This window comes from Xanthomonas fragariae (assembly GCF_017603965.1).
Classification (GTDB): domain Bacteria; phylum Pseudomonadota; class Gammaproteobacteria; order Xanthomonadales; family Xanthomonadaceae; genus Xanthomonas; species Xanthomonas fragariae_A.
The window spans coordinates 3,324,297-3,351,271 of the sequence record NZ_CP071955.1 but is presented as its reverse complement, the minus strand read 5'-3'; the positions used below and the strand labels follow the sequence as shown (position 1 = coordinate 3,351,271).

The 26,975-nt window shown below is 63.5% G+C and carries 24 protein-coding genes, 1 other RNA gene and 5 pseudogenes; 10 read left to right on the top strand and 20 right to left on the bottom strand.

Annotation, left to right across the window (positions count from 1 at the left end):
* Window positions 1-7: 7 nt before the first annotated feature.
* From J5I97_RS15955 to J5I97_RS15945, 3 genes are read right to left on the bottom strand one after another with little or no spacing between them, the layout of a single operon-like run.
* Window positions 8-916, bottom strand: coding sequence for a histone deacetylase family protein (locus J5I97_RS15955; RefSeq protein WP_208587557.1), 909 nt, complete (start codon window positions 914-916; stop codon window positions 8-10).
* A gap of 38 nt (window positions 917-954) precedes the next feature.
* Window positions 955-1,512 (bottom strand): cob(I)yrinic acid a,c-diamide adenosyltransferase, encoded by a 558-nt coding sequence (locus J5I97_RS15950; protein ID WP_208587556.1) that lies wholly within the window; start codon window positions 1,510-1,512, stop codon window positions 955-957.
* Between the two features lie 3 nt (window positions 1,513-1,515).
* Window positions 1,516-2,094 carry a hypothetical protein gene (locus J5I97_RS15945; RefSeq protein WP_208587555.1) on the bottom strand — a complete coding sequence of 193 codons (579 nt, stop codon included), beginning with the start codon at window positions 2,092-2,094 and terminating at the stop codon, window positions 1,516-1,518.
* Window positions 2,095-2,343: 249 nt separating this feature from the next.
* Here J5I97_RS15945 and ubiH point away from each other — a divergent pair, with 249 nt between their 5' ends.
* Complete coding sequence (gene ubiH / locus J5I97_RS15940) at window positions 2,344-3,552, top strand: 2-octaprenyl-6-methoxyphenyl hydroxylase (protein ID WP_208587554.1); 1,209 nt, start codon at window positions 2,344-2,346, stop codon at window positions 3,550-3,552.
* A complete protein-coding gene (locus tag J5I97_RS15935) occupies window positions 3,549-4,730 on the top strand; it encodes a UbiH/UbiF family hydroxylase (RefSeq protein ID WP_208587553.1) in 1,182 nt (393 codons plus the stop codon). Before ubiH ends, J5I97_RS15935 begins: the two co-directional genes overlap by 4 nt.
* A gap of 265 nt (window positions 4,731-4,995) precedes the next feature.
* Here J5I97_RS15935 and J5I97_RS15930 read toward each other — a convergent pair.
* A pseudogene (locus J5I97_RS15930) lies at window positions 4,996-5,670 on the bottom strand (GntR family transcriptional regulator).
* Window positions 5,671-5,879: 209 nt separating this feature from the next.
* Between J5I97_RS15930 and J5I97_RS15925 the strand changes: the two are divergent.
* Window positions 5,880-6,308: a protocatechuate 3,4-dioxygenase gene (locus tag J5I97_RS15925; protein WP_208587552.1), complete on the top strand. Its 429-nt coding sequence runs from the start codon at window positions 5,880-5,882 to the stop codon at window positions 6,306-6,308.
* A 12-nt stretch (window positions 6,309-6,320) separates the two neighbouring features.
* Window positions 6,321-7,322 carry a LysR substrate-binding domain-containing protein gene (locus J5I97_RS15920; RefSeq protein WP_002811827.1) on the top strand — a complete coding sequence of 334 codons (1,002 nt, stop codon included), beginning with the start codon at window positions 6,321-6,323 and terminating at the stop codon, window positions 7,320-7,322.
* Window positions 7,323-7,471: 149 nt separating this feature from the next.
* Here J5I97_RS15920 and J5I97_RS15915 read toward each other — a convergent pair.
* From J5I97_RS15915 to J5I97_RS15900, 4 genes and pseudogenes are all read right to left on the bottom strand, one after another.
* Window positions 7,472-7,791, bottom strand: a pseudogene (locus tag J5I97_RS15915) (AMP-binding protein); the annotation flags it as partial.
* A 111-nt stretch (window positions 7,792-7,902) separates the two neighbouring features.
* Window positions 7,903-8,069: pseudogene (locus J5I97_RS15910) on the bottom strand (enoyl-CoA hydratase-related protein); the annotation flags it as partial.
* A gap of 418 nt (window positions 8,070-8,487) precedes the next feature.
* Entirely contained in the window at window positions 8,488-9,210 is a 723-nt protein-coding gene (locus J5I97_RS15905) for a hypothetical protein (protein ID WP_208587551.1), read from the bottom strand.
* Window positions 9,211-9,292: 82 nt separating this feature from the next.
* Window positions 9,293-10,195: an SMP-30/gluconolactonase/LRE family protein gene (locus J5I97_RS15900; RefSeq protein WP_208587550.1), complete on the bottom strand. Its 903-nt coding sequence runs from the start codon at window positions 10,193-10,195 to the stop codon at window positions 9,293-9,295.
* A gap of 125 nt (window positions 10,196-10,320) precedes the next feature.
* Between J5I97_RS15900 and J5I97_RS15895 the strand changes: the two genes are divergently transcribed.
* Entirely contained in the window at window positions 10,321-11,430 is a 1,110-nt protein-coding gene (locus J5I97_RS15895; RefSeq protein ID WP_208587548.1) for a Gfo/Idh/MocA family protein, read from the top strand.
* A 92-nt stretch (window positions 11,431-11,522) separates the two neighbouring features.
* On the opposite strand, the gene rlmM is transcribed toward J5I97_RS15895, so the two are convergent.
* The 4 genes from rlmM to J5I97_RS15875 form a co-directional block, all read right to left on the bottom strand.
* Window positions 11,523-12,566 carry a 23S rRNA (cytidine(2498)-2'-O)-methyltransferase RlmM gene (rlmM, locus tag J5I97_RS15890; protein WP_208587547.1) on the bottom strand — a complete coding sequence of 348 codons (1,044 nt, stop codon included), beginning with the start codon at window positions 12,564-12,566 and terminating at the stop codon, window positions 11,523-11,525.
* A 36-nt stretch (window positions 12,567-12,602) separates the two neighbouring features.
* A complete protein-coding gene (locus tag J5I97_RS15885) occupies window positions 12,603-13,163 on the bottom strand; it encodes a nucleoside deaminase (RefSeq protein WP_208587545.1) in 561 nt (186 codons plus the stop codon).
* On the bottom strand, window positions 13,163-13,555 hold the full coding sequence (locus J5I97_RS15880; RefSeq protein ID WP_208587544.1) for a hypothetical protein: 393 nt from the start codon (window positions 13,553-13,555) through the stop codon (window positions 13,163-13,165). The genes J5I97_RS15885 and J5I97_RS15880 overlap by 1 nt, the downstream gene beginning before the upstream one ends.
* Window positions 13,556-13,911: 356 nt before the next feature.
* A complete protein-coding gene (locus J5I97_RS15875; RefSeq protein WP_208587543.1) occupies window positions 13,912-15,651 on the bottom strand; it encodes a glutamine--tRNA ligase/YqeY domain fusion protein in 1,740 nt (579 codons plus the stop codon).
* A gap of 234 nt (window positions 15,652-15,885) precedes the next feature.
* Here J5I97_RS15875 and J5I97_RS15870 point away from each other — a divergent pair.
* The 3 genes and pseudogenes from J5I97_RS15870 to msrA all read left to right on the top strand — a co-directional run.
* Window positions 15,886-16,101: pseudogene (locus J5I97_RS15870) on the top strand (glutathione S-transferase); the annotation flags it as partial.
* 199 nt (window positions 16,102-16,300) lie between these two features.
* A non-coding RNA gene (locus J5I97_RS15865) (sX9 sRNA) lies at window positions 16,301-16,376 on the top strand.
* Between the two features lie 186 nt (window positions 16,377-16,562).
* Window positions 16,563-17,213, top strand: coding sequence for a peptide-methionine (S)-S-oxide reductase MsrA (msrA, locus tag J5I97_RS15860; protein WP_208587541.1), 651 nt, complete (start codon window positions 16,563-16,565; stop codon window positions 17,211-17,213).
* 140 nt (window positions 17,214-17,353) lie between these two features.
* On the opposite strand, the gene J5I97_RS15855 is transcribed toward msrA, so the two are convergent.
* From J5I97_RS15855 to ahpC, 5 genes and pseudogenes are all read right to left on the bottom strand, one after another.
* Window positions 17,354-18,322: a transaldolase gene (locus J5I97_RS15855; RefSeq protein WP_208587540.1), complete on the bottom strand. Its 969-nt coding sequence runs from the start codon at window positions 18,320-18,322 to the stop codon at window positions 17,354-17,356.
* A 62-nt stretch (window positions 18,323-18,384) separates the two neighbouring features.
* Window positions 18,385-18,812: pseudogene (rnk, locus tag J5I97_RS15850) on the bottom strand (nucleoside diphosphate kinase regulator).
* 188 nt (window positions 18,813-19,000) lie between these two features.
* The gene (oxyR, locus tag J5I97_RS15845; protein WP_208587538.1) at window positions 19,001-19,942 is read right to left on the bottom strand and encodes a DNA-binding transcriptional regulator OxyR; all 942 of its coding nucleotides are present in this window, start codon (window positions 19,940-19,942) and stop codon (window positions 19,001-19,003) included.
* Window positions 19,943-20,032: 90 nt separating this feature from the next.
* Complete coding sequence (ahpF, locus tag J5I97_RS15840; protein ID WP_208587536.1) at window positions 20,033-21,625, bottom strand: alkyl hydroperoxide reductase subunit F; 1,593 nt, start codon at window positions 21,623-21,625, stop codon at window positions 20,033-20,035.
* A 223-nt stretch (window positions 21,626-21,848) separates the two neighbouring features.
* The gene (gene ahpC / locus J5I97_RS15835) at window positions 21,849-22,412 is read right to left on the bottom strand and encodes an alkyl hydroperoxide reductase subunit C (RefSeq protein ID WP_208587534.1); all 564 of its coding nucleotides are present in this window, start codon (window positions 22,410-22,412) and stop codon (window positions 21,849-21,851) included.
* Window positions 22,413-22,610: 198 nt separating this feature from the next.
* On the opposite strand from ahpC, the gene prmC reads away from it, so the two are divergent.
* Entirely contained in the window at window positions 22,611-23,489 is an 879-nt protein-coding gene (gene prmC / locus J5I97_RS15830) for a peptide chain release factor N(5)-glutamine methyltransferase (RefSeq protein ID WP_208587532.1), read from the top strand.
* An 89-nt stretch (window positions 23,490-23,578) separates the two neighbouring features.
* Window positions 23,579-24,520, top strand: coding sequence for a prolyl aminopeptidase (gene pip, locus J5I97_RS15825; protein ID WP_208587531.1), 942 nt, complete (start codon window positions 23,579-23,581; stop codon window positions 24,518-24,520).
* A gap of 153 nt (window positions 24,521-24,673) precedes the next feature.
* Here the strand turns inward: pip and J5I97_RS15820 are convergent, their stop codons facing one another.
* The 3 genes from J5I97_RS15820 to J5I97_RS15810 are packed head-to-tail and all read right to left on the bottom strand — an operon-like array spanning window position 24,674 to window position 26,968.
* On the bottom strand, window positions 24,674-25,459 hold the full coding sequence (locus tag J5I97_RS15820; protein WP_208587530.1) for an N-formylglutamate amidohydrolase: 786 nt from the start codon (window positions 25,457-25,459) through the stop codon (window positions 24,674-24,676).
* Window positions 25,452-26,003: an NUDIX hydrolase gene (locus tag J5I97_RS15815; RefSeq protein ID WP_064508609.1), complete on the bottom strand. Its 552-nt coding sequence runs from the start codon at window positions 26,001-26,003 to the stop codon at window positions 25,452-25,454. Before J5I97_RS15815 ends, J5I97_RS15820 begins: the two co-directional genes overlap by 8 nt.
* Window positions 26,000-26,968 carry a 5'-3' exonuclease gene (locus J5I97_RS15810; RefSeq protein ID WP_371885795.1) on the bottom strand — a complete coding sequence of 323 codons (969 nt, stop codon included), beginning with the start codon at window positions 26,966-26,968 and terminating at the stop codon, window positions 26,000-26,002. The genes J5I97_RS15815 and J5I97_RS15810 overlap by 4 nt, the downstream gene beginning before the upstream one ends.
* Window positions 26,969-26,975: the final 7 nt, after the last annotated feature.

Sequence of the window (26,975 nt, the reverse complement as noted above, 5' to 3'; positions counted from 1 at the left end):
TCGGGGTTCAACGCAGTGCAGCCACGTGCGCCACACTGCTTTCGCGCAACGCCTGCAGGTCGTAGCCGCCTTCCAGCATGGACACCACGCGGCCACGCGCATGCCGATCTGCCAGGGCGCGTAGGGCGCTGGTCAGCCAGGCGAAATCGACGTCATCGAGCATCAGATCGGCCAGCGGATCGCGCAAATGCGCATCGAAGCCGGCGGATATCAGGATCAGTTGTGGGCGGAAGGCATCGATCAGCGGCAGCATCTGGTCTTCCCACACATTGCGGAAGCGCAGCCCGTCGCAGCCCGGTGGCAGCAGCAGGTTGTGGATGTTGCCGATGCCGCGTTCGTGGACGCTGCCCGAGTGCGGATAGAGCCCGGACTGGTGGGTACTCAGGTACTGCACGGTTGGGTCGCGCTCGAAGATGGCCTGGGTGCCGTTGCCGTGGTGCACGTCGAAATCCACGATGGTGATCCGCTCCAGCACGTGCCGGTCGCGCGCGTGGGCGGCGGCCACGGCGATGTTGTTGAACAGGCAAAAGCCCATCGACACCTGCGCGGTGGCGTGGTGGCCGGGCGGGCGGACAGCGCAAAAGGCCGTGCGGCTGAGGTCCTGCATCACTGCGTCCACCGCCGCGATGCCGGCACCAGCGGCGCGCAATGCTGCCGCGCGCGAGCCGGGCGACATCACGGTGTCCACGTCTAGCCGGTGATGGCCTTCCAAAACGGTTTCCAGCACCGCATCCACCTGTTCCCGCTCGTGCACCCGGCACAGGTCGCCGAGCTTGGCCAGCGGCGCTTCGCGCCAGTCCAGGTCCGGGAATGCGTCGCGTAGGGCTTGGACCACCGCTTCCAGGCGGGCGGGGCTCTCGGGATGCTCAGGACCGGCGTTGTGGCCAAGGCAGGCGGAATGGGTAAAAACCAACATGGGTCAAATCTAGCCTCTGCGCCGTGCCGAACGCATGTTCAACCGCGGCGGCGGTCGTGCCGCCACAGCACTTCCTGCCGGCCATCGACGCGCGCCAGTACGCGTGCCAGCACGAATAGCAGGTCGGACAGCCGATTCAGGTAACCGATCGCCTCGCTGCGAACCGCTTCCTGGCGCGACAACGCAACGGTCTCGCGCTCGGCCCGGCGCACGATGGTGCGGGCCAGATGGCAGCGTGCGGCGGCTTCGCCACCGGCAGGGAGAATGAACTCCTTCAATGGCGGCAGCGTGTCGTTGAAGCGATCCAACTGGCGCTCCAGCGCGTCGATGTCTGCGGCGTCTATGGCCGCATGGCCGGGGATGCATAGCTCGCCGCCCAGATCGAACAACTGGTGTTGTACGGTGGTCAGCAGTTCGGCGATCGACTCCGGCACACCGGGCGCGGCCAGCAGCACGCCAATGGCCGAATTGGCTTCGTCTACGGTGCCGTAGGCATTGACGCGCTGTGCATCCTTGCCGGTGCGGCTGCCGTCCCCTAGACCGGTGCTGCCGTCGTCGCCGGTGCGCGTATAGATGCGTGAGAGCCGATTGCCCATCGGTCAGCCGGCCTGCGTCTGGCCGGGCGAGCTGGTCAGCCGCTCGGCAGCGACCTGGATCATGACGGCGGCTGCAAGGTACATCGCGGCGCTGCGCAGGTAAGGCCCCAGCCAGTCGGTGTAGTTCTTGAACCAGCCTGCCACGGTCGGCTCGGCCACGCTGGCGCTGATCCAGTAGAAGCTGCCCTGGGCGATCAGCTGGCACAGCCCCACGGAGATCAAAAACGCGGGCACCAGCCTGGCCAGCGCGCTCCATTGCGCGCCGTGATAGTACCGGCGCAGCCAGACCCCACCGGCCCACAGCGCGAAATACGCCGGGATCAGGCACCAGTAGGCCGGCGACACGCAGTAGTGCTGCCAAAAGCTCAGGCTCTGCTGGGTGATCACCAGCCAGTCCACCGCAACCGCCAGCATCATCAGCAATGGAAACGCCAGTTTGGTGCGCGCAGCCAGATGAAATCCGCCGATGAAGAACACCGCCCAGGACGCGTCCGGGACCGGCGCGAAGTGATTGATCCGTGTGGCCGCCATCAGGAGTGCCAGCAAGCTCAGAATCAGGGTGTCGTGCGAACGAGCAGTCATGTGTGAAGGTGGCCGTGTCACAAGCCATCGAGTGTAGCGTGGAACCTGGCATGCCCGCGCCGTTGTGGGCGTTTGGGGGACTCGGCTGCCCCGGGTAATCGCTTGGGGCGCGGTTCCGCCGCCCCGGACGCGACGTTGGAGGACGTCCGCGCCGGCTGAGAGAGCCGCGGTGCCATACGGTCGGGGGCGCGGCAAGCTGTTCCACCCGATCGCTCCAACGGGCCAGGGGCGAAGGATTATCATCTGGCAATGACACACCCACATGATGTTCTGATCGTTGGCGGCGGCCTGGTCGGCTCCAGCCTGGTGATTGCGCTGGACCGCCTCGGCCTGGATGTCGGGCTGGTGGAAGCCGCCCCGACCGGTACACCGCCTGCGGTGTTCGACCAACGTAACCTGAGTTTTGCCGCCGCCACCGTCAACGCGCTCGGCGTGCTCGGGGTGATGGGCAAGCTGCGCAGCCCGCCCGGGCCGATCCGACGCATCCATGTCAGCCGCGCCGGCGACTTCGGCCGGGTGCAGCTCGACGCTACCGACTACAACCGCGACAGTTTCGGCCAAGTGGTGGTGGCGCGGGACTTCGGTGAGGCGTTGCAGGCACGGCTGGGCGAGCTGACCCATCTGCGCCGCTATCGCCCGGCGCGTTGCATCGGAGTCGGACCAGCGCAGAACGGCGCGCGCGCGCTGCGGATCGCTACCGACCAGGGCGAGCAAGTCGTGTGTGCCAAGCTGGTGGTCGGCGCCGACGGCAGCCATAGCGCAGTGCGCGAGCTGCTGCATATCGGTACCGACGAACATGACTTTTTGCAGACGTTGTTCGTGGCGAGGGTGCGTGCGTCGCGGCCACCGGACGGTACTGCGTGGGAGCGTTTTGGCGAACACGGTCCGACCGCGCTGCTGCCGCGGGGCGATCGCCATTACGGCGCGATCCACTGCGTGGCGCGTGCCGATGCCGAGGCAGTGGCTGCGCTCGACGACGCCGGTTGGCTTGCGCTGCTCCAGCGTGCAGCCGGATGGCGCGCCGGGCGCTTTATCGCCAGCGGCGAGCGCAGTGCCTATCCGCTGGTGCAGGTGTTGGCCAACAGCCTGGTCGCCGAGCGTGTGGTGCTGCTCGGCAACGCCGCGCAAACGCTGCATCCGATCGGCGCGCAAGGCTTCAATCTGGGGCTACGCGATGCGCTGACGCTGGCCGAATTGATCGAACACCATCGCAGCGATGCCGGAGCCAGTGCGTTGCTGGCCGAGTATCTGGCGCGGCGCCGCGTGGACCGCGAACAAACGATCGGGTTTTCCAGCGGATTGGCGCGACTCACCTGCAATCCGGCGCCGTTGCTGCGGCCATTGCGCAGCCTCGGTTTGTTCGCAACGTCACAGGCAGTGCCGTTGCAGTCGCTGTTGGTCGGCGGGGCAATGGGCTTCCATGGCGACGTGCCGCAGTTGTGCCGGGGGATCGCATGAGCCGCCGCAGTACGCGCGACGGGTTGATCGTCGGTGGCGGCGTCGTCGGTGTCGCCTGTGCACTGGCCCTGGCCGATGCTGGCCTGAGCGTTGCCTTGGTGGAAAGGAATGAGCCCGCACGTTGGCGCGCCGACCAACCCGATTTGCGCGTGTACGCCTTCGCTGCCGACAACGCTGCGCTGCTGGACAGCCTGGGTGTATGGAAGGCTGTGCGCGCTGCGCGCGTGCAGCCATATCGGCGCATGCGGGTGTGGGATGCAGGCGGTGGCGCCGAGCTGAGTTTCGATGCCGATACGCTGGGTCGCGAACAACTCGGCTGGATCGTCGAAAACGATGTGCTGGTCGACCGCCTGTGGGCTGCCGTGCACGCCGCCGGCATCGAGGTGCATTGCCCGGCGCGCGTGGTCGAACTGGAACAGGACGTCAATCACGTACGCTTGCGCCTGGACGATGGCAGCCGGCTGGAGGCGTCGGTGGCGATCGCCGCCGATGGTGCGGCTTCCACCTTGCGCGAACTCACCGGGCTGCCGGTCTCGCGGCATGCCTATGCGCAGCGTGGCGTTGTCGCGTTCGTGGAGACCGAGCAGCCGCATCAGTCCACTGCCTGGCAACGGTTTTTGACCACCGGCCCATTGGCATTTCTGCCGTTTGCCGATGGCCGCAGTTCGATCGTATGGACCTTGCCGGACGCGGAGGCCGAGCGCGTGCTGGCACTCGATGATGCTGCATTTTCGCGCGAGCTGACCCAGGCCTTTGCGGCGCGACTAGGCCAGGCGCGCGTGGTATCGACGCGTGCGGCATTCCCGCTGCAGCGGCAGTTGGTGGAGCGATACGTCAGCGGCCGCGTGCTGACCTTGGGCGATGCTGCGCACGTAGTGCATCCGTTGGCCGGGCAGGGCGTCAATCTGGGCCTGCGCGATGTCGCTGCGCTGCGCGATGAGGTGCGCAACGCGCTCGCCAAGCATGCGGACTGGGCGGCCCCGCATCGGCTGCAGCGCTGGGCACGTACCCGACACAGCGAAAACACCGTGGCCGCTTACGGCTTCGATGCGATCAATACGGTGTTCTCCAACGACCAGATGCATCTGACCTTGCTGCGCGGGTCGGTGCTCGGCCTGGCCGGCAAGGTGCCGCCGTTGGTTGATGTGCTATGGAAGCGCGCCTCCGGCGGCATGTGATCGACACCATTTCAATGCGATCAAAGACGCGCGCGGCAACGATTGCCCGGCATTGCGCGACCCAACGCATAAGGGCAGCGGCAGTGTTGACGCAGCTTATCTACTTCATGCCCTAACACCTCTAAAGAAGGTTCGTTGCGCTGCAATGCCATCGTGCTGGTGGTCAATTACGGCACCGTATCTGCGGCCGCTAGTCCGTTGCGATTGCGCAGCGTTGTCACTACCGCTATCTCACACGACTCGCCAAGCGTTGCAACCGATGCCATCAAATTCCCATGCTATTCCGCTGGGTATCGGCGTATTGCACGAAACGACAGCTCCGCACCTGCGCCATCGCGTTGTTCGATCGCCGAGACGATGACGCCATATTACCGATGTTGGTAATACAAATCGTCGTAGGCCAAAGTGGCCGAGCGTTGACCGAACACGACATTGATCGGGCTGAGGAAAGGCACCAGTGTGCAGCGGTCCACGGTCTCGGTGAGGATCGGTTTGTCGGCCGCCACCACAATGGCGCGATGGAAACGGGCATTCATGGCGCCATAAGCTTGCTTATCGTCAGCGCCGAGGCTGCGCTTTGCCAGGATGCGGTCGCCTTCGCCGAGACAGCCTTGCAAGGTGGCGAGCAATGCGCACGAGGCGCCCTGCTCGGCGACCGCGCGCGGCCATACCTTCCATCAAGGCGCGCACCGCCAGTGCATCCAGGCTTTCCTGCTGACTGAAACGCCGCACTGCGTAGCCGCGATTGCCTGCTTGCACCAGCAAACCTTCCTGGTACAGCGCCGGCAGGGCCTGGAGGATTGGGCGTGCGCGAGATCGACAGGCGCTCGGCCAATGCTGCTTCGGTGATGCGCTCGCCAGGGGCGAAGGTGCCGCACAGGATCAATTCGCGCAGCTGTTGGACCGCTTGCAATCGGTGGTTGTTCGCCATTGGCTCCATTCTCTCGCGCCGTGCCGCGGCGCACGCTCCTCGGAAGGGAAAACTCGCAATACCTGAATAAAAGCCTTGCAGATGAGAACGCTTGATGGCAATTTGAATCCCAAGGATAGCGTTTTGGCGATCCTGGGGCGTTGGTCGTCATTTGTTGGGATCCCTTGCATCGCTGATCCCGACTAAATCAATGATGCGCGTTCGGCCCCCAAAGAAAAGTGGCTGGGCCGCAACGCAGGAGTGCAGCATGGCAAGCATCCAAGATCGACGGTACCCATCTGTTCGATCTGCGCATCAGCAATCGTGCGCTGCGTATCGACCGTTTTTTCTGGCACATGGTCCGCACCCCGTGGCGCGACCGCTGTCTGCCGGATGCGCAAGTGTTGATGCAGGAATCCGAACTCACCGAGTACGAAAAGGCGCTGATCCGTACGCGCGACTGGCTTGGTCTGGTTCGATACGGCGCCAAATTTTTCGTCATCGAAAAATTCGCCCGTGTGGTGTGGGCGACCAATCTGCAGGTCTACGCGATCATGCGCGGCGAATTTTTTGAAGACTTCGCGCAGATACGGTGTGTGCCGGATACACGCCGTCTGATCGCATCGACCATATGCCTTATTGCTGTGTTACCCGACTTCCCAACGTAAGGTCCACCTCCCATGACCATGTCCTCCGTGTTCTTCGAACACCGCATCAAGGTCCGGCATCTACGTGTCATCGAGGCGCTGGACCGGCAGAAAAGCCTGCTCCGCGCCTCACGCGTATTGAATGTCACCCAGCCCGCACTCACGCGTGCCTTGCAGGAGATCGAAGAAATTGTCGGGGCGCCGTTGTTCGAGCGTCATTCGCGCGGCGTGCGCCCCAACGCGATGGGCGAGGTGCTGGTGCAGACTGCGCACGTCGTGCTCGGCCAGCTGCGCCGTGCACAGGACACCTTCGAAGGCCTGTTGCAGAACGATGCGCTCACGATCAATGTGGGCGCACTGCCGGTAGCGGCAAGCGGATTGCTGCCAGCTGTGCTGGCTGGGTTGTACCGTGCCGAGCCGACGCTGCGGGTGCGCCTGTTGCACGGCCGTACCGACGAGCTGCTGCCGAAGTTGGCCGGCAACGAAATCGATCTCGTCGTAGGCCGGCTGTACCCGCTGGCCCGCTACGATGCATTGATCCGCAAAGTGTTGTATCAGGATCCGATTGCGCTGGTGGCGCGGAGCGACCATCCGTTGTTCGCTAACGGCCCGGTGCGCATTGGCGAAGCGGCTGCGTACCGGCAGGTACTGCCGACGCTGAGCCAGCATGTGGAGCGCGACGTGGCGCAGGTGATGCGCGAACACGGGTTGGCCACGCGCGACCAATTGCGTTCCAGTTCGGCCTGTTTCACTCGCGAGATTTTGCTCGGCACCGATAGCATCGCAGTGATGCCGAGCATGATGGTGGCCGGCGATATCGCGCGCGGCGAGTTACGCGCCTTCCAACTGCAGCAGCCTTCACAGGCGCGCGCAGGTGGGGTGATCTATCGCGATGGCAGTGCCGTTCACAAGCCCGGTGTGCGGCTGCTGATGCGCGAGCTGGAACGCCAGTTGGCGGTCATGGCCGAGCAGGGTGCGGTGTGGGTGGATGACCAGATCGGCGAAGACGACATCCTGCTGGACGAGTCTGCGTGATGGCTTGATGGCCGACTGCGTCCAGGCCGAATGCTTCGTCGGCGACGTGGTGTGCTGTCGGTCCAGCGCATCGGTTAGGCGGGTGATCAGATAGCTGCGGATCTGCTCCGGGTCCGGCGTCTCATCGATGGGCACGATTGCCAGATACCCCACACTTCTCCCCATCGATTGGGGCGGCGCAATAGCAGTTCGCCAACTACGCCGACCCGACAGTCATCGCCATTGCCATCGACCACGCGCGTCTGCAAGGCAAGGGTGGAGATGCCGGCTGCGCCCAACTTGTTGCGGATCACCGCGCAGTCCACCGACATGCCGAACACTGTGCCGGCCTCGCTCATGCCCAAGCGCACATCATCGAAATGCCATCGTCCAGCCAGCCGAGCAGCGCCTCGCTGGCATGCGGCGCGGCGCCGCTCACCAGTGCGGTCAGATGGCGCAGCGATGCCGCATCGAAACCGGGCTCGGTGCGTAGCGCCGCTGTGCCGGTGCCAAGATGCGGGTCAGCGAAAGGCACACCTGTCCGGCGATCGGCATGGAGTAGGGCACAGGCTGGGCAGCACCTGGGCGACGTCGGCATCGTGCCGTCCATCATTTCGCCGGTCGGCGTCATCCACATCGCATCGCGCACGGTCAGCAACTCCACTGCGACTTTGGTGACGCCACTGCCGGGCAGGATAGGATGCCCCAGTTGACCTCCGACAGGCCGAACTGCGCCTCTTCGGCGGCAATCGCCAGATCGCACGCGAATCCAGACGTTCGATCAAGGCGCGCTCGGCCAATGCATTGGCGATCTTCATGCCGGCGGCACGTGCGCTCCAACTGGGCCTGATGGGTGACCTCGCTCTGGACGGTGGCTGGATGCCAATCACGCTGGACACGTCGATCAGCGGCATGCTGCCAGCCGGGGTAGGCGACTGTTGCGCGAACGCGTTGCTGCCGAGCAGCAGGCAACACGGAGAACCCAGGTCATACGAACGGTGGTCATCAGGTCCCCCTGATGTGGAACCGCCCGCACGCATAGAGCGTGTCGGGCACGTTGAGCTGGGTGCCAGGGGCGTTGGCGTGTGGCGATAAGGCCTGCGCGTTGCCCTACGCTGGCCGACAGATCAGCCAGCGTAGGGCAGCAACGCCTGCAACTGGACTTTGCTGTCGATGGTGCCTTCCCTCAGCCAGGGATGAAGGGAAACACGATCCTCAACAAACCCTCCAAGCCGCCCTCGGCGGTGCTGGCCACGGCCTTGGCGCCGAGACTGTTGAGCGTGCGACGCACATCGTCCCAACGCAGGTGTGCGATGTCCTTCTTCAACAGATCCGCCACTTCTTCCGCCGTGGGCGTGAGCTTTTGCAGCTCGCGTACGGTGGCTTGCACATCCTGCTGCAGATACCCCCAGCGCTCGGCGATTTGCAGTAGCGTATCGAAACGCACCGCCACCACTTCGCGGTTGCGCTCGTACACCGGCAGCGCGCCTACATCGAGAATGGCCTGCTGGAATTGTTGCGCGTCATCGGGGTGTTCGATGCGCACAGCCAGATACCCTTGCTTACGGTTGTGTTCGCTTGCGTGCTTGGCACCGGCGCGCAGGTTGTCTTCGGTGAGCACGGTGGCGACGATGCGCTGCATCGCCGCCTCGCCTTCTTCTGGCACCAGCGGGCGCCAGCGTGCATAGCCGTCGCGACGCAGTGCCTTGACCTTGGCCAAGGTCACCCGCAGTTGCAGCGCGACCAGCGCGTTGGAGCTATCGTGCGAGACGGCGCCGTCGCGTTCAAGTAGCACGAAGATCAGCAATTCCAGGTCCCGTTTGGTCAACGACTGAAATCCCTGCAACAGGGTCAGTCGCAGGAATTCGCTGCCAAAGGCGGCCGCATCATTCAGTTCGATCGGTTGCATGAGCAGTTCCTCCACAGGTGACCTGCAGGATGCCAGGACGCTGGTGCGGGGCTTGAGAACCAGTGCGGCGCGCGTAGCAGTTTCAGTGCCCGGTTTCGCGCCCGGCGCGATCGGACCTGAACGTTTCAACTGCGCCGCGATCCTGCAGCGTGACGAACACCTGTTTACCATCTTTGCCACCGAAAGCGAGATTGCTGGCCTTGCGGCCTGTCAGCGCGACCGTGCGCAGCAATGTGCCTTGCGGGGACACCACGGCAATCTGCCCAGCTCCGTAGCGGGCGATGTAGAGGTTGCCGTCGGCATCGCAACGCATGCCGTCCATGCCGAAGTCAGAGAAGGCGATCAACAGACGCTTGTTACGCAGGCCCCCATCGATACGGTCGTACACCCATACTCTGCGCGATATGCTTTCGTTGACGTACAAATGTTTGCCGTCGGGACTGACATCCAGTCCGTTGGGGGTGGTCATGCCGGCTTCCAGCAAGTGCACTTCACCATCGTGGCTGATGTGCCACAGGCGGCCACTATTGTCTTTCCAGTTTGGGTCGCTTGCGTAGAAGCTGCCATCGGGCGCAAGCGCAAGATCGTTCGGTCCATCGGACCCTGGCAGCGAAGCGAACGTGCTGACCGCTCGGGTTTGCAGATTCACCTGCAGGATTTTGTGGCCGGTGTAATCGGCCACATACATCACCCCGTCACGAAAGCGGATGCCATTGCCGGTGCTGCCTTCCGGCAAGGTGACAAAGACCTCTGCCTTCGCGCTGCCGTCCGCTTGCAGCGTGAGGCGCCCGATAGTGCCTTCTTTGCCCAGATTCACTGCGTAAATCGCACCATCCGGCCCAGCGGCAGGACCTTCGGCATTATTGGTGAATGCGCCATCGCCGACCAGGTCGCGCGCAACGAACGGCGCATCGGCAGCACTCGCCAGCGAACTGGACAACAGTAATGTCAATGGCAAAAAACGAAGACGGACAACAGCACTCATGCGGCACGTTCCAGATGGGATCGTTAGCAGTGTGCCAGAACGTGCCTAAGTCACCATGGCGGTAATCACCTGCGATCAAGTAAGGTGCGCGAGTAGCACGCGCTAATCTTGCAAAGGAGCTTTGCATGCCTGCGGAATCGTTGACACGTCGCCGCTTGCTTGCCGCCTTCGGTGGTGCAGGCGTCCTGCTCGCGGCACCCACTTGGGCGCTGCCGAAGAAAAAGCCTGGAAAACCCCTCAATGTGGCATTGGCGGGGCTGGGCAGTTATGCCAGCGAACAACTCGCGCCGGGTCTGGCATTGACCAAGCACTGCAAGCTGGCCGGTATCGTTACCGGCACGGCATCCAAGATTCCGCAGTGGCAGGTCAAGTACGGCATTGCCGATCGCAACGTCTACAACTACGAGAATTTCCATCGCATTGCCGACAACGACGACATCGATGTGGTGTATGTCGTGACCCCGACCCATCTGCATGCGCCGCTGACCTTGCGTGCTGCTGCCGCTGGCAAGCATGTTTGGTGCGAAAAGCCGATGGCGATGCATGCCGGCGAGTGCGCAGCCATGATCGCCGCGTGCAAGCGCAACAAGGTGGCGCTGACGATCGGTTACCGCATGCAGCACGAGCCCAATACCCGTCGCCTGATCTCGATGACCAGCGACAAGCCGTTCGCTGCGATGCAGCGCGTGCGTGCACAGGCCGGTTACAACGGCTATCACGGTGCGACCAAGGCAGCCCGTCCGTGGCGGTTGCGTTCGCAATTCGGTGGGGGGGCGATGTACGACATGGGCGTATATCCGCTCAACGCAGCGCGTTACACGGTGGGCACCGAGCCGCTGGCGGTGACGGCCAGGCGCTGGACCGATCGCCCTGACCTATTCGATGAAGTCGACGAGCATATGGACTTCACCCTGGAATTTCCGAATGCGGTGCTTGCCGAGTGCAAGACCAGCTTCGGAAAAAATATGAATGTGCTGCGCGCAGAATGCGAGCGTGGCTGGTACGAGTTGTCGCCCTTTCAGAGTTACCAGGGCGTGACCGGCAAGGCCAGCGACGGACGTGTATTCGATGCCAAGGTGCTGAACCAGCAGGCGCTACAGATGGACGAAGACGCGCTTGCGATCATCAATGGCACGCCGCTGCGTGCACCCGGCGAAGAAGGCCTGCGCGATATTCGGATTGTCGACGCGATCTACCGCTCGGCACGCGAGGGTAGTAAGCGGATCGTGCTGTGAATTCGGCCCGCTGCGACGCTGCTGCGCCAGTGACCACATCGTTGCCGCCGTCAGTCACCCACTTGCGCAATTCCCCAATCCCTTCCCGCACATCAGCCGCGCATCGCCAGCACGGTGATTTCTTCGCGATCGTGATACAGCTGCTTGGCGCGCACGATCAGCGATTTCTCCGCCTTTTGCTCGAACAGATCCAGGCACAGCCGGGTCTCGTCCCAACGCTTTTTCATCGGCAATTTGAGGTTGAAGATGGTGTTGCGGCACCAGCCCTCGCGCACCCAGGTGGCCATGCGTTCGGCCACACGGCGCGGCTGTTCGACCATGTCGCAGACCATCCAGTCCAGCGGCTGCGCGGGCTTCCAATGGAACCCGTCGGCACGCAGATGCTCGACCAGGCCGGTGTCTAGGACATGCTCGCGTAGCGGGCCGTTGTCGACGCTGGTGACGTGCACATGTTGACGCGTGAGTACCCAGGTCCAGCCACCGGGCGCGGCGCCCAGATCGGCTGCGCGCATGCCGGGCTTGACCAGCGCTGCGCGTTCTTCCGGTGTGAGCAGGGTGAGCAATGCTTCGTCGAGCTTGAGCGCCGAGCGCGATGGCGCCTCTGGCAGCAGTTTCAAACGCGGAATGCCCAATGGCCACGGCGCGCTGTCGGTACTGTCGGCCACTGCCAGCAAGGCGTGGTCGCCATCGAGAAAACAGATATGCAAACGCGCCTGACGCGGCTGCGGTTTGTCGGTAAGCAGGCCGGCCTTGCGCAAGGCCGGACGCAGCGCATTGCCGAAGCTGCGCGCCAAGCCTGCCAACGGCTTGCCCGCATCCGAATCCGGATGCTCGACCCACAGATCGCCGAAGCCCTGTTGCCCTTCCAGCGCGGCCAGGATTGGCGTGATGCGGTCCTTGGGGTCGATGCCCTTCAGCTCTGCAATCACTACCAACTTCTGCCGCGCGAAGATCAGCTCGCGCCAGTGCAATTTGGCGGCAAGTTGTGCAGCCTCGTCGCAGACGAACAGCACATAGCCATCGTGACGTTGGGTGCGCGCATAACCGGCGATGCCGATGAATGCGGCGCGCGCGCTCAATTCTGCAGCCAGCTCGGGCTCGAAGCCCTGGCGGCAATAACACAGCAGGCCGCTCATCGTTGCGACCGGTGTGCGCAATCAATCCGCGCGAGATCAATAATAGGCACCGCCGCCCTCGTTGTAGTTGCGCAGCACCGCACAGGCCTGTTCGCGATGCACATCGCGCACCACGTCGATGCCGCGGCGGCTGAGCTCGCCCACCCAGTCGGCAGGCAATGGGCCTTCGTCGAATTCGGTCAGTGCCATCACGTCTTCGGCGCGTGCGCCGATCAGCAGGCGGTCGATGCCGGCCCATACGGTAGCGCCGTAGCACTGGCAGCACGGTTGCGCGGAGGTGGCCAGCGTCACCGGCGAAAGCACATCGTTCAAGCGCGGCGTCTGCAGGCGTTGTTGGGCGAGCATGTAGGCCATGTTTTCGGCATGCGCCAGCGAAGTGGTCTGCGGCGCGACACAGTTTACTGCTGCGGCGATGATGTGGTGATCCGGGCCGAACACCACCGCGCCGAACGGGCCGCCGCTGCGCGCCTGTACGTTCATCCGCGACAGCTCGATCGCCAGTGCCACCTTGTCCTCATCGCCGGGATAGGCACGGCTGTCGTCGACATATGCGTGGATCCAGTCGGGTAGCGTGAGGTGGACTTGCACAGAAAGCATCAGTGGGCCGTTTCTGTAGAGGCAGGTGCGGGGCGCAGTGTATCGGCCTGCGCGTGCTTCGCGGTACATTGCCCGGTCACGCACTGGCAGGCGCTGATCTCGCGGAATCCGCACACGCTCATCTTGCCGCTGGCCTGGCACTGCGCCATCACGCCCTTGGGGTCGGTGGCACTGTTGACGTTGACGCAGGCCGGAAACGCACCGCAACAGTTGCCGACGTTCTTCACCGTGCAATCGGCATCGCTGCGGCAGGTGGTGGTGACGGTGATCGGTTTGTCGGTCGCCGCAGGCTGTGTGGCCGCCTCGATCGGTGGTGCGGTCACACAGCCGATCGACACAAGACACGCCATCAACAACAGGCTGCTCAAACACCAGTACAAAATGCGGGACATGCGGCTGCTCCGATCAGAACATATGAGCTGCCATGGTAAGCCCGCGCTGTGCGAGGCGTGGCCAGATCACAGATGCCCGGCGCTGCGGCGCCCGGATCGACATCTTGCGACTCTGTGCTGGTGTTTGAAACGATCGCCCAGAGCGCTTCGGCCGGAGTGACTGCTGGTGATGAAGTGGGTGGTGTCGCGAGCAAGCTACCAGTCCGATCGACAGCGAAACTACCGCGCTGCACAGCGTGCGGGAATAGGCGCGTGAACCAGGGGCGGGGCAGGCACATTGCGGCGTTCCCGAGGAGCACAGCCTGCAGTCCAGTTGCGCATGCGCGTCCTGGCTGAGGGTCCGATGCTGACCTCACTCACTTGGCCCAGGTGTCGCGCAGGGTCACGCTGCGATTGAAAACCGGCGTGCTAGCGCTGTGGTCGTGGCGATCGGCAACGAAGTAGCCGGTGCGCTCGAACTGGAAGGACTGCTCGGGCGCGGCCTGCGCCGCATTCGGCTCCACATAGCCGCGCACGCTGCGCTTGGACTCGGGGTTGAGATAGTCACGGTAGGTCTTGCCTTCGGATTCGTCGTCGGGTCTCTCCACCGCAAACAGACGGTCGTACAAGCGGATTTCCGCTTCCACCGCATGCGCGGCGCTGACCCAATGAATGGTGCCCTTGACCTTGCGGTTGGCGCCTTCCATGCCCGGACGCGATTCCGGATCCAGCCAGCCACGCAGCTCGACGATCTCGCCGGTAGCGCTCTTGATCACCTCATCCACGCGCGCAATGCCGGCACCGCGCAGGCGAATCTCACCACCGGGCACCAGACGCTTCCAGCCCTTGGGGGGGACTTCGGAAAAATCCTCGCGCTCGATCCATAACGCGCGCGAGAACGGTACCTCACGCGTGCCGAAGCTCTCGTCCTTGGGATGATTGGAAAAACTCAGTGTTTCGCTGTGGCCTTGCGGCAGATTGGTCAGCACCAGCTTGAGCGGGTCGATCACTGCCATGCGGCGTGCGGCGGCGGCGTCCAGATTTTCGCGCAGGCAGCCTTCCAGCACCGAAAAATCGATCAACGAGTTCTGCTTGCTGATACCCACACGGTCCACGAACAAACGCATCGCCGCTGGCGTATAGCCGCGACGGCGCAGACCCTGCAGCGTGTACATGCGCGGGTCGTCCCAGCCGTCCACCAGCTGCTCTTCCACCAGCGCGGTGAGCTTGCGCTTGCTCATTACCGTGTAGTTGATGTTGAGACGCGAGAACTCGATCTGGCGCGGCTTGGCCGCTTCGTACGGCAGGCCCTTGTCCAGCAACGGCTGCAGCAGTTCCGGATGCGCGCCCAGGTCTACCTTGTCTACGCACCAGTCGTACAACGGGCGGTGGTCTTCGAATTCCAGCGTGCACAGCGAGTGGGTGATGCCTTCCACCGCATCGCCCAGCGAATGCGCGAAGTCGTACATCGGGTAGAGCGGCCAGGCATTGCCGGTGTTCTGATGCTCGACGTGCTTGATGCGGTACAGCGCCGGGTCGCGCAGGTTGATGTTGCCGCTGGCCATGTCGATCTTGGCGCGCAGCGTGCGCGCACCATCGGGGAACTCGCCGGCACGCATGCGCCGGAACAGGTTCAGGTTTTCCTCGACACTGCGCCCGCGGAACGGCGAATTGCGGCCGGGTTCGGTCAGCGTGCCGCGGTACTGGCGCACCTGTTCTGCGGACAGATCGCAGACAAACGCATGACCGTCGCGGATCAGTTTTTCCGCGGCCAGGTAATACACCTCGAAGTAGTCCGAGGCATGCCGCAGCTGCGCCCACTCGAAGCCTAGCCAACGCACGTCGTCCTGAATGGCGACCACGAACTCGGGATCTTCCTTGGCTGGGTTGGTGTCGTCCAGGCGCAGGTTGCACAGCCCGCCGAACTCGGCAGCCAGGCCGAAATCCAGGCAGATCGCCTTGGCGTGGCCGATGTGCAGATAGCCATTGGGCTCGGGCGGGAAGCGGGTGCGGATGACCGTGTGCTTGCCGTTGGCTAGATCCTCGCGGACGATCTGGCGGATGAAGTCTTTCTTCTCCGCCGGGGCGGTGGCGTCGGTGGCTAGGGTCTGGGACATGCGCGCATCAGCAATAGGTAAACCACAAGTTTAGGCGGTGGGCATCGGTTAGGGGTAGGCGGCGTGCGGGTGGCTTGCCGGGGTTTGCCTGCACGCGCACGTCGCTGGCCGCGTGCAGGCCATGTTGGCGGGCACTGTGCGGGCAGGGCAGGGCGCGTTGCGATCAGACTGCGGGGCTAGTCGACGCCGGTCGCGGCGCTTACGCTGCGGCGACCCCTTTGGAGCGCGCCACGCATGCTACTGCCCCGCCTAGTGATCGGCGACAAGACTCTGTCCTGCTGGTCGTTGCGGCCGTGGCTGCTGTTGCGGCACTTCCAGGTGTCGTTCCAGGAGGTCGCGCTGCCGCTCAATACGCCTGAATTCCAGGCGCGCATCGCCGGCTATTCGCCGACCCGCCAAGTGCCGGTGTTGTGGGAAGACGCACTGCATGTGTGGAATTGGCTGGCGATCTCATGCATCTGAGCCAGGCGCAGGCGGTGCTTGCGCACAGGCCCATTTCCAGCGCCTGCGCATAGCCCCGGATTGCATCGAGCGGCGTGCCCGCAACGCCGAGGCAAACCACGCTACCGCAAACACCGCGCCCATGCCGCCAAGCATCGCCGCGCTCAAGGGGATGATGAGGTTGCGCTGATCAGATCCGGCGCCAGCCCTGCTACCACGCGTACACTCCGGTTGCTACGCGGCGTCCGCACCCCCTGACGACTGCTCGCTACGTTTTGTTAGCCGCTCTAAGCCGATCAGCGTATTTTAGAATATGCCACTGGGCATAATTGGGGGGCTGCTCGATGTGGCTAGGCGTGCAGCGGTTGCGTAAGCCAAGGCGAAGCGGGTACTGACCGACCGGGCAGGCTTGAAAGCCGCTCCGGCCGGCGCCATCCAACAGGCAATCCTTTCGATTGCGGAGTTGCATCATGCTTGGAATCGGCTCCTTCAAGCAACGCCTGCCACGTCCAGGCGAAGCTCTGCCTGGCCGTGAGCAAGCGCTGCCGCTGCACAACACGCACCTGATCAACGGCCATCCGTTGCGCGGGGACTTCACCGGCATGGCCCAGGTGCAATTCGGGCTTGGCTGCTTCTGGGGCGCGGAACGCAAGTTCTGGAATGTGCCTGGGGTGTACACCACGGCGGTGGGGTATGCCGGTGGCGAAACGCCCAATGCAACGTATGCCGAAGTATGTTCCGGACAGACCGGCCATACCGAAGCAGTGTTGGTGGTCTACGACGAACAGTCGGTGTCGTTCGCGCAATTGCTACGAACTTTCTGGGAAAGCCACGACCCTACCCAGGGCATGCAGCAAGGCAACGATGTCGGCACGCAATACCGTTCGGCGATCTATTGCAAGACACAGGCGCAATACGACGCCGCGCTTGCAAGCCGCGATGCGTACCAGCAGCAGCTGGACGCCGCAGGATATGGCGCAATCACCACGGAGATCCGTTTCCCGGCGCCCACGTTTTATTACGCCGAAGACGATCATCAGCAATATCTCGCCAAGCACCCCAATGGTTATTGCGGGCTTGGCGGAACGGGAGTGAGCTGCCCGATCGGGCTCGATGCCTGACGAAAAAGCCGGGCCGGATTGCAACGCGCTTATCCACATGATTGTGGCAGCGTGCCGATAGCCAACAGCGACCGGCGGCGTTAACACGCCCGCAGTCACAAGGCTGCAGGCGTCGGTGCCAGGTGACTGAGGTGTTGCGATCAGCCGGCGAGTTTGTCGGCGATGGTCTTGCGCAGTGCCTGCAGATCCTTGGCGAAGGTGTCGATGCCGCTGGCCAGTTTGTCGGTGGCCATGGCATCGGCGGCCAGGTCGGCGGCGAAGCTGTCGCCGTCGATCGAGGTGACCTGGGCGTTGTCGGCTTTCGCAGGCGAGAGCTTGCGTGGCAGCTCGCCCTGTTCGGCTTCGAGCTTTTCCAGCAGGTCCGGCGAGATGGTCAGACGATCGCAACCGGCCAGCGCTTCGATCTGCGCGGTGGAGCGGAACGAGGCACCCATCACCACGGTGGACGAGCCGCGCTGTTTGAACGTGTTATAGACGCTGCGCACAAACACTACGCCAGGATCTTCGTCGATGCTTGTCGGGGTCTGTCCCTGGGCCACGTAGTAATCCAGCATACGGCCCACGAACGGTGAGATCAGGAACGCACCGGCCTCTGCGCAGGCAAGTGCCTGGGAGCGGTTGAAGATCAGCGTCAGGTTGCAATCGATGCCGTCCAGCTGTAGCTGACGGGCCGCTTCGATACCTTCCCAGGTCGCTGCTATCTTGATCAGGATCTTGTCCTTAGGCACACCGCGCTCGGCGTACATCGCGACAAACTTGCGCGCCTTGGCGATGGTGGCCTGGGTGTCGTACGCCAGGTCGGCATCGACCTCGGTGGAGACGCGGCCAGGCACCAGTTCGGACAGCTTGACGCCCACGCCGATAGTGAGGCGGTCGGCTACTTCGTTGACGGTGCTGGTGCGATTTTCGCCGCCGTGCTCGCGGCCCCAGGCCAGTTCGCACTCGAGCAGGTCCGAATAGACCGGCAAGTCCAGCGCTTTTTTGACCAGAGTGGGATTGGTGGTGCAGTCGACCGGCTTCAGCCGCTTGATGGCCTCGTAGTCGCCGGTGTCGGCAACGACGACGGACAGTTCGCGCAGCTGGGCAAGCTTGGAGGGGGATGCAGTCATGCGGTTTCTCTCGAATCGTGGAACGGGTCGTGGATAGGACGCAGCGCGCTACGTTGGCGGGCTCAGCGTTGCAGGTCGCCCGCGGCTGCGGGTTGAGCGTGCACGGTAGTCACGCTCAGGCGCAAATTGCGTCCGTCGGGCGTGCGCCGGTCGATGCTCTAACCGACCGACAGGCCGAGCAGCGCACTGCCGACCGGCGCAAGCACCGAGATGCGGCTGTGCTGCAATCGGCCTCATGCGGATATACCAGTGTGAGCGTATGCCGGTCGCCGTGCAGCTCGTCTTCGCATTCGATGCGTGAGTGCATGGTGACAATATCGCCGGGAATCTGGTCGGGTGGCACCACGCGTGCGCGGCCCAATTCGTCGCTCAGCGCGTCGGCGGTATGCTTGCTGAACGCTGGGGAATCGAGCAATGCCTCAAGCCGGGCAAGGTCTTGGCTGGAGACAAGGATGGAAGGCAGCAAGCCGCTGTGGTGTTGCAAGGTCATGGCAATCTTCTGACAAAGTAACGGCTCACAGACAGTGCGAGCGGCCCTCATACAGATGAGGGCGATGCGCAGCGATCGCAATGCAGCGATGCATGCGGTTGCTGCATTGCCTGTCTATCGGGGCTGACGCTCGCGCTGTCTTTGGATCGGTTGACCTGTGCGGCGAGCGGCCGCGGCAGTGGCTGCGCTCAGGCAGCGACGGCCTTGGGGCTGGTGGCCGGCTGATCCGGGATGAACAAGCTATCCGGCAATTGCTTGAACAACTGCGAGAGTTGCTCCAGAAACGCCGTCATCGCCGAGCTGCGACGCCAAACCATGGCGATGCGACGGCTGGGCTGCTTGTCTTCGCGAAAACGGATCAGACAGATATTGTCCGAGCGTGCAACCGGCGGTTTGACCGCCAGCAGCGGCAACAAGGTCACACCGACATTGGCGGCCACCATTTGGCGCAGGGTTTCCAGGCTGGTGGCCTGAAATTCGGATTTCTCCAGCGCGCCGGCAAGATGGCACACATCCAATGCCTGTTCGCGCAGGCAATGGCCGTCTTCCAACAGCAACAAGCGCTGCTCGGATAGATCGTCCAGCGTCATGCTGTCGTGGCGCGACAGCGGGTGGCCTTCGGGTACGGCCAGCACGAAAGGTTCTTCGAACAAGAATTCGGTATGCAGTTGGTCGTCCTGCAACGGCAGCGCAAGCAGCGCCGCATCCAGGCGACCTTCGCGCAACTGATGCACCAGCTGATCGCTCTTTTCTTCGATCAGCAACAGTTCCAGGCGCGGAAAGCGCTCGCGGATGCGTGGCACCACATGCGGTAACAGATACGGTGCCAATGTGGGGAAGATGCCCAGCCGCACGGTGCCCGCTTCAGGGTCCTGGCTGCGCCGTGCAGCTTCTTTCATCTGTTCCACTTCGGCCACGATGCTGCGTGCGCGCACTGCGGCTTCGCGTCCGGCCGGGGTCAGCATCACCTTGCGTGGTGCGCGCTCCACCAGCGACACGCCGAGCTCGTCTTCGAGTTTCTTGATCTGGGTGGACAGTGTTGGCTGACTGACAAAACAGGCCGTTGCAGCACGGCCGAAATGCTTGTGGTCGGCCAGGGCCACCAGATATTTCAGGTCACGCAGATTCATATGCAGCAGCCTTCATTGCGATAACGGGGAACGACTGAAGCTTGGTGCGAGCTTAATGCCCGGCTTGGCCGGGCGGTTGCTTGGGTACGCTTACGCAGCTTCGGCCACCTTGTCGGCGCTGACCGGGGCGCTGGAGCGGATCAGGTAATCGAACGCGCTCAGTGCCGCTTTGGAACCTTCGCCCATCGCGATCACGATCTGCTTGTACGGCACCGTGGTGGCGTCGCCGGCGGCGAATACGCCGGGTAAGTTGGTCTGGCCACGATCGTCGACGATGATCTCACCGCGTGGCGACAACGCCACCGATCCCTTGAGGAATTCGGTGTTGGGCAGCAAGCCGATCTGCACGAACACGCCTTCCAACTCGACATGCTGGATATCGCCACAGGTGCGTTCCTTGTAGACCAGGCCGGTCACTTTCTGGCCATCGCCAAGCACTTCTTTGGTCTGTGCGCTGGTGATGATGCGCACGTTGTGCAGGCTGCGCAGCTTGCGTTGCAATACTTCATCGGCGCGCAGCTTGTCGTCGAATTCCACCAGCGTGACATGCGCCACGACACCGGCCAGATCGATCGCCGCTTCCACGCCCGAGTTGCCGCCGCCGATCACCGCAACGCGCTTGCCCTTGAACAGCGGGCCGTCGCAATGCGGGCAATAGGCCACGCCCTTGTTCTTGTACTGGTCTTCGCCCGGCACATTCATCTGCCTCCAGCGTGCGCCGGTGGACAGGATTACGGTCTTGCTCTTGAGCGATGCGCCATTGGCCAGCTTGATTTCGATCAGGCCATCGGCACCGGCCGGGATCAGCTGCTCGGCGCGCTGCAAATTCATGATGTCCACGTCGTACTGGCGCACGTGCTGTTCCAATGCGGCGGCCATTTTCGGGCCTTCGGTTTCCTGCACCGAGATGAAGTTCTCGATCGATAGAGTGTCCAGCACCTGACCACCGAAACGCTCGGCGGCCACGCCGGTGCGGATGCCCTTGCGCGCGGCATACACCGCCGCTGCCGAACCGGCCGGACCACCGCCGACCACCAGCACCTCGAACGCGTCCTTGGCCGAGATCCTGGTGGCCTCACGCTTTGCAGCGTTGGTGTCGAGCTTGGCGACGATCTGCTCCAGCGTCATGCGGCCCTGGTCGAATAGCTCGCCGTTCAAGTACACGGTCGGCACCGACATGATCTGGCGGGTTTGGACTTCGTCCTGGAACAGCGCACCGTCGATGGCGACGTGCTTGATGCGTGGGTTGAGCACGGCGGCAAGATTCAGCGCCTGCACCACGTCCGGGCAGTTCTGGCACGACAGCGAGAAATAGGTCTCGAACCGATAGTCGCCATCCAGCTGCTGCACCTGCTCGATCAGCTCGGCGTTGGCCTTGGACGGGTGACCGCCGACCTGTAGCAGCGCCAGCACCAGCGAGGTGAACTCATGGCCCATCGGTAGGCCGGCAAAGCGCAGCGAGATATCCTGGCCCGGCGTGGTCAGTGCGAACGACGGTTTGCGCTGGTTGTCGTCACGGTGGATATCCAGGCTGATCTTGTCCGACAGCAACAGCAGATCCTCGAGCAGGTCGAGCATTTCGCGGGCCTGAGGGGTGTCGTCGATCGAGGCATCGATCTGGATCGGTCGCGTGACCCGTTCCAGGTAGGCAGTCAGCTGGGTCTTGAGAGTGGCATCCAACATGGAAAACTCCTGGGGATGGGCAAGTGGAGGTGTGGCGTCGCTGCGGCAAGGCAGGTCGCCGGGGAAGTAAGGAGGTGAACCGCAGCCGGCGTTAAGGTCGAAGTGCGTACTGGCGATGGCTGGCATGCTGGCGGGCAGCCCGGCACCGGCTCATGTTCACCTCCGGCCAGTTGCCGGGCCGGAGATGCTCCAATCTGGCAATAGGTCGGAGGTAACAGTCGACTTAGATCTTGCCGACCAGGTCCAGCGACGGAGCCAGGGTCTTGGCGCCTTCCTTCCACTTTGCCGGGCAAACCTGGCCTGGATTATTGGCCACGAACTGCGCTGCGGCCAGCTTGCGCAGCGTCTCGGTGACGTCGCGAGCGATGGAGTTGTCGTGGATTTCCAGGGTCTTGATCACGCCCTCCGGATTGATGATGAAGGTGCCGCGCCGGGCCAGGCCTTCTTCTTCAATGTGTACGCCAAAAGTGCGAGTCAGCGTGTGGGTCGGGTCGCCGATCAGCGGGAACTGCGCCTTGCCCACGGCCGGGGAGGTTTCGTGCCACACCTTGTGCGAGAAGTGCGTGTCGGTGGTGACGATGTATACCTCGGCACCAGCCTTCTGAAAGGCGGCATAGTTGTCGGCAGCGTCTTCCACCTCGGTCGGGCAGTTGAAGGTGAAGGCGGCCGGCATGAAGATCAGCACCGACCACTTGCCTTTCAGGCTGGCTTCGGTGACTTCGATGAAGTTGCCGTTATGGTACGCATTCGCCTTGAACGGCTGGATCTGAGTGTTGATGAGAGACATTGAGTTTCCTCGTGCGGTGAAGGGGTGGGGGATGGAACGGCCGCTATGGTATGCAGAATCGATAGATTCCTCAAATCGATTAGTGAAATTGTATAGATAGGCCGGGGCTATCAACACTGCAGACGGCGTCTAGCGCCAGCGTCTTCATTCCGTCGCCGATACTGGTCAGCCGATGTTGCGCATAAGTGAACAGCCTGTATGTCTGAGGATCTCACCGCCATTCCCGCCATTCCCGCCATTCCCGCCATTCCCGCCAATCAACTACTGCGGCAGGCAGCCGGGCGGGTCGAACGCTGCGATGCCGAACCTTTGCTGCTACACGCACTGGGTCGCGACCGCGCCTGGTTGTTTGCTCACGGTCGCGATCCGGTGCCTCGATCGGTGGTCGAGACGTTCGAGGCACTGGTGGAGCGACGCCAAGCCGGCGAACCGGTGGCGTACCTGACCGGGTCGTGTGGGTTCTGGACGCTGGATCTGGCGGTTTCGACCGCAACGCTGATTCCGCGCGCCGATACCGAGGTGCTGGTCGAGCTTGCCCTGGAGCGCTTCGACACTCTGCCAGGCCGTCGCGCTGCCGATCTGGGCACAGGCAGCGGTGCAATTGCGCTGTCCATCGCCAGCGAGCGGCCGCAGGCGCAGCTGATCGCTACCGATGCCAGTGCTGCGGCGCTGGCCATGGCCCGGCGCAATGCCGACAGCCACGGGTTGCGCAACGTGGAATGCCGGCTGGGCAACTGGTTCGCGCCGCTGGCCGGCGAGCGTTTCGATCTGATCGCAAGCAACCCCCCGTATATCGCAATGCACGATCCGCATCTGCAGCAGGGCGATCTGCGCTATGAACCAGCCAGTGCATTGGCCTCGGGCACGGACGGATTGGACGACATCCGCCTGATCGTGGCCGAGGCGCCTGCGCATCTGCTACGGGGTGCCTGGCTGCTGCTCGAACACGGTTGGGACCAGGGCGCGGCGGTGGTCGAGCTATTGCTGGCGCGCGGTTTCGATGCGGTGGCCACGCATCAGGATCTGGAACAGCGCGATCGGGTGAGCTTGGGGCGGTGGTCGCACGCAACGGATTGAGCATTCGCGATCCGGCCTTCGGCTGACGCTGCCGGCCCGTGCCCACGATGGCTGCCGATACAATGCGCGATTTCCGGCAGGACCGACCCATGCGCACGCTCTATCCCGAGATCACGCCGTACGACCACGGCACGCTCCAGGTCGACGACCGCCACACGCTGTATTTCGAGCAATGCGGCAATCCGCAGGGTAAGCCGGTGGTCCTGCTGCACGGAGGCCCCGGCGGCGGCTGCAACAACAAGATGCGGCGCTTCCACGACCCGGCCAGGTACCGCATCGTGCTGTTCGATCAGCGCGGCGCGGGCCGCTCCATCCCGCATGCCGATCTGGTGGACAACACCACCTGGGATCTGGTCGCCGATATCGAACGGCTGCGCGCGCATCTGGGCATCGCGCGCTGGCAAGTCTTCGGTGGCAGCTGGGGCTCGACGCTGGCGTTGGCCTACGCGCAGACCCATCCGCAACAGGTCACCGAGCTGGTGCTGCGCGGTATCTTCCTGCTGCGTCGCTTCGAACTGGAATGGTTCTACCAGGAAGGCGCCAGCCGCTTGTTCCCGGATGCCTGGGAGCATTATGTCGATGCGATTCCACCAGTGGAACGCGCCGATCTGATCTCCGCGTTCCATCGCCGCCTGACCAGCGACGACCAAGCCACGCGGCTGGTTGCGGCCAAGGCGTGGAGCGTGTGGGAAGGCGCCACCAGCTTCCTGCATGTGGACGACGATTTCGTCACCGGGCATGAGCACGCGCATTTCGCATTGGCGTTCGCGCGCATCGAAAATCACTACTTCGTCAACGGCGGTTTTTTCGACGTCGAAGACCAGTTGCTGCGCGACGCGCATCGCATCGCCGACATCCCCGGGGTGATCGTGCACGGCCGCTACGATGTGGTGTGCCCGCTGCAAAGCGCCTGGGATTTGCATAAGGTCTGGCCCAAGGCGCAGCTGAAGATCAGCCCGGCTTCCGGCCATTCGGCGTTGGAGCCGGAAAACGTCGATGCGCTGGTGCGCGCGACTGACGGGTTTGCTTGAGCGACTGTACGCACGTCGACCGGAGCATGCCTGGTCGAATGCACATGGCCCGTAGGCGCGCGCTGGCGCGCAATCAAGGCACTACCGGTAAAGCCTCATCGCACGCCAGCGCGCCTTGTATCTCCGGTGATGATTGGCATGATGCTGCGTGTTTCAGCGCGGCAGTAAGTCATCTGTCAACGGCGGCAGAAGGCGCACCAGTCGCTGCGCCCACGCCTGCTGTCCGGCGGCATCGGCAATCAGGTCCTGGCGCAGTTCCAGTTCCACATGCAGTAACCCGCGGCCTTCGCCGTAGACCGGTATCGCGTAGTCGGTGGTATCGCCGACCGCATACGGTTGGTTGTCGCCGACCACCAGCTCCGGTTCGGCGTGCAGGGCCTGCAACAGGCGATGCGCCAGCCGCGTGTCGCGGTTGTACAGCACGCCTGCGTGCCAGGGCCGCGCGGTGCCAGCCATGATCGGGGTGAAGCTATGCATCGATACCAGCAGTGTCGGTCGATCGCGCTGTGCACGTGCATCGAGTTCTGCCGCGATGCGTGCGTGGTACGGCGCAAAGATCTCCTCGATACGCTGCTGCCGATCGGTGAGCGTCAATTCCAGGTTGCCGGGAATCGGCGTGCCGTCGCTGACTTCCGGCATCAGGCCGGCGGCGCCATGCGGGCGGTTGCAGTCGATCACCAGGCGCGAATAGGTCTGGGTGATGGCGGTTGCATCCAGCGCATCGGCCAATAAGAGGGTGACTTCGGCGATGCCGATATCCCAGCCGATATGGCGGTCCAGTTCGTGCTGCGGCAAACCAAGATTGCTCAGCCGCGCCGGCACGCGTTGGCCGGCGTGGTCGGCGATCAACAGCCACGGTGATGCGGCCTGTGCGTTGTGCACCCTGAATGGTACGGGATCTTCGGGGCCGAGCAGGCGGTCGGTGGTCGCTTCAGCCACGCGGGGTACCGTCCAGGGCGTGATCGGCCAGATACAGCCCGGCCCACAACTTGGGGTCCATCTGATAGCCCTCGGCCATCTTCTGCACCAGCCAGGCGCCCACCTGCGCGCGCGGGATCTCGTGCACGGTGATGTCTTCGCTGGCGTCGCCGCCGCCGGCGCCGACCTTGCGCAAGCCGGTGGCGCGCACGAAGGCGATCTTCTCGCTGCTGGCGCCGGCCGAGGTGGGGCCGATCATCAGCACTTCGGCGTGCTCGGCGGTCCAGCCGGTCTCTTCTTCCAGTTCGCGAATGGCCGACAGTTCGATCGATTCATCGGCATGCACATCGCCGACCAGGCCTGCCGGCATTTCGATGGTGCGCGCCTGCAACGGTACGCGGAACTGTTCGACAAACAACATCGCATCGTCCGGCGTTACCGCCACGATGATCGCGGCCAGGCCTCCGGCATGCACGCGCTCGGAATATTCCCAGGTTCCGCGCACGACCATGCGCTGATATTTGCCTTCGTAAACCACGGTGGGCGGGGTGTCGTGTCGGTTCATGGGTGCAGACCTTGTTCCAGGGAAACGGGAGGGAGCGGTGCGGGCGCGCCGACGCTCGCGTCCAGCAGCCGGCGCCGCGTGAGTGGGCCCAAGCGCAGGCTTTCGCACAACCCGGTCAGCATGTCCTGGTCTGCTTGCGCTCGCGTGAAACCCAATTCGGTCAGCGCCAACGGTGCGTCAAGTGCGATGGTGGTGAGCTGGCGCCACAGCAACGCGTGTTCGCGTTGTTCGCGCAATCGCACTGCCATTTGCGCAGCGCCACGCAGACGCAGGAATGGGATTTCGTCGATGCGCTCCAGCAACGCATCCAGGCTGCCGAAATGCGACAGCAAGACTGCGGCCGATTTGGCGCCGATGCCGGTGACGCCTGGAATGTTGTCGATCGCATCGCCGCATAGCGCCAGGTAGTCGGCGATCTGGTGCGCGTGCACGCCGAGCCGCGCCTTGACCCCGTCCATGCCCCACCGCACGTTGCGCGCGTAATCCCATTGCTCGTCGTGTTCGAACAACAACTGCGACAGATCCTTGTCGGCCGATACGATCACGCCGCGCAAGCCGTGCGTGCGCATGCTGTGCAAGGCGCTGCCGATCAGATCGTCGGCCTCGTAATCGCGGTGGGCGAGCACGCTCAATCCGAGTGCTGCGCATAGCGCTTTGCAGTGCGCGAACTGACGGCGCAACGCATCCGGCGCGGGCGTGCGATTGCCTTTGTAGGCCGGGTAGATTGCGTGACGAAAGCAGCTGTCCAGCGCCTCGTCGAAGGCAATCGTGATGTGCTCGGGGCGCTCGCGTTCGAGCAGGTCGAGCAGAAAGCGCGCAAAGCCATGCACCGCATTGGTCGGCCAGCCTTGCGCATCGTGAAATTCGTCCGGTATGGAATGCCAGGCACGGAACACATACAGGCTGGCATCGACCAGATATAGCGGGATCGGGCGCTGGATCGCCAGCGGCGCACCTTCGAGCATGGTGGTG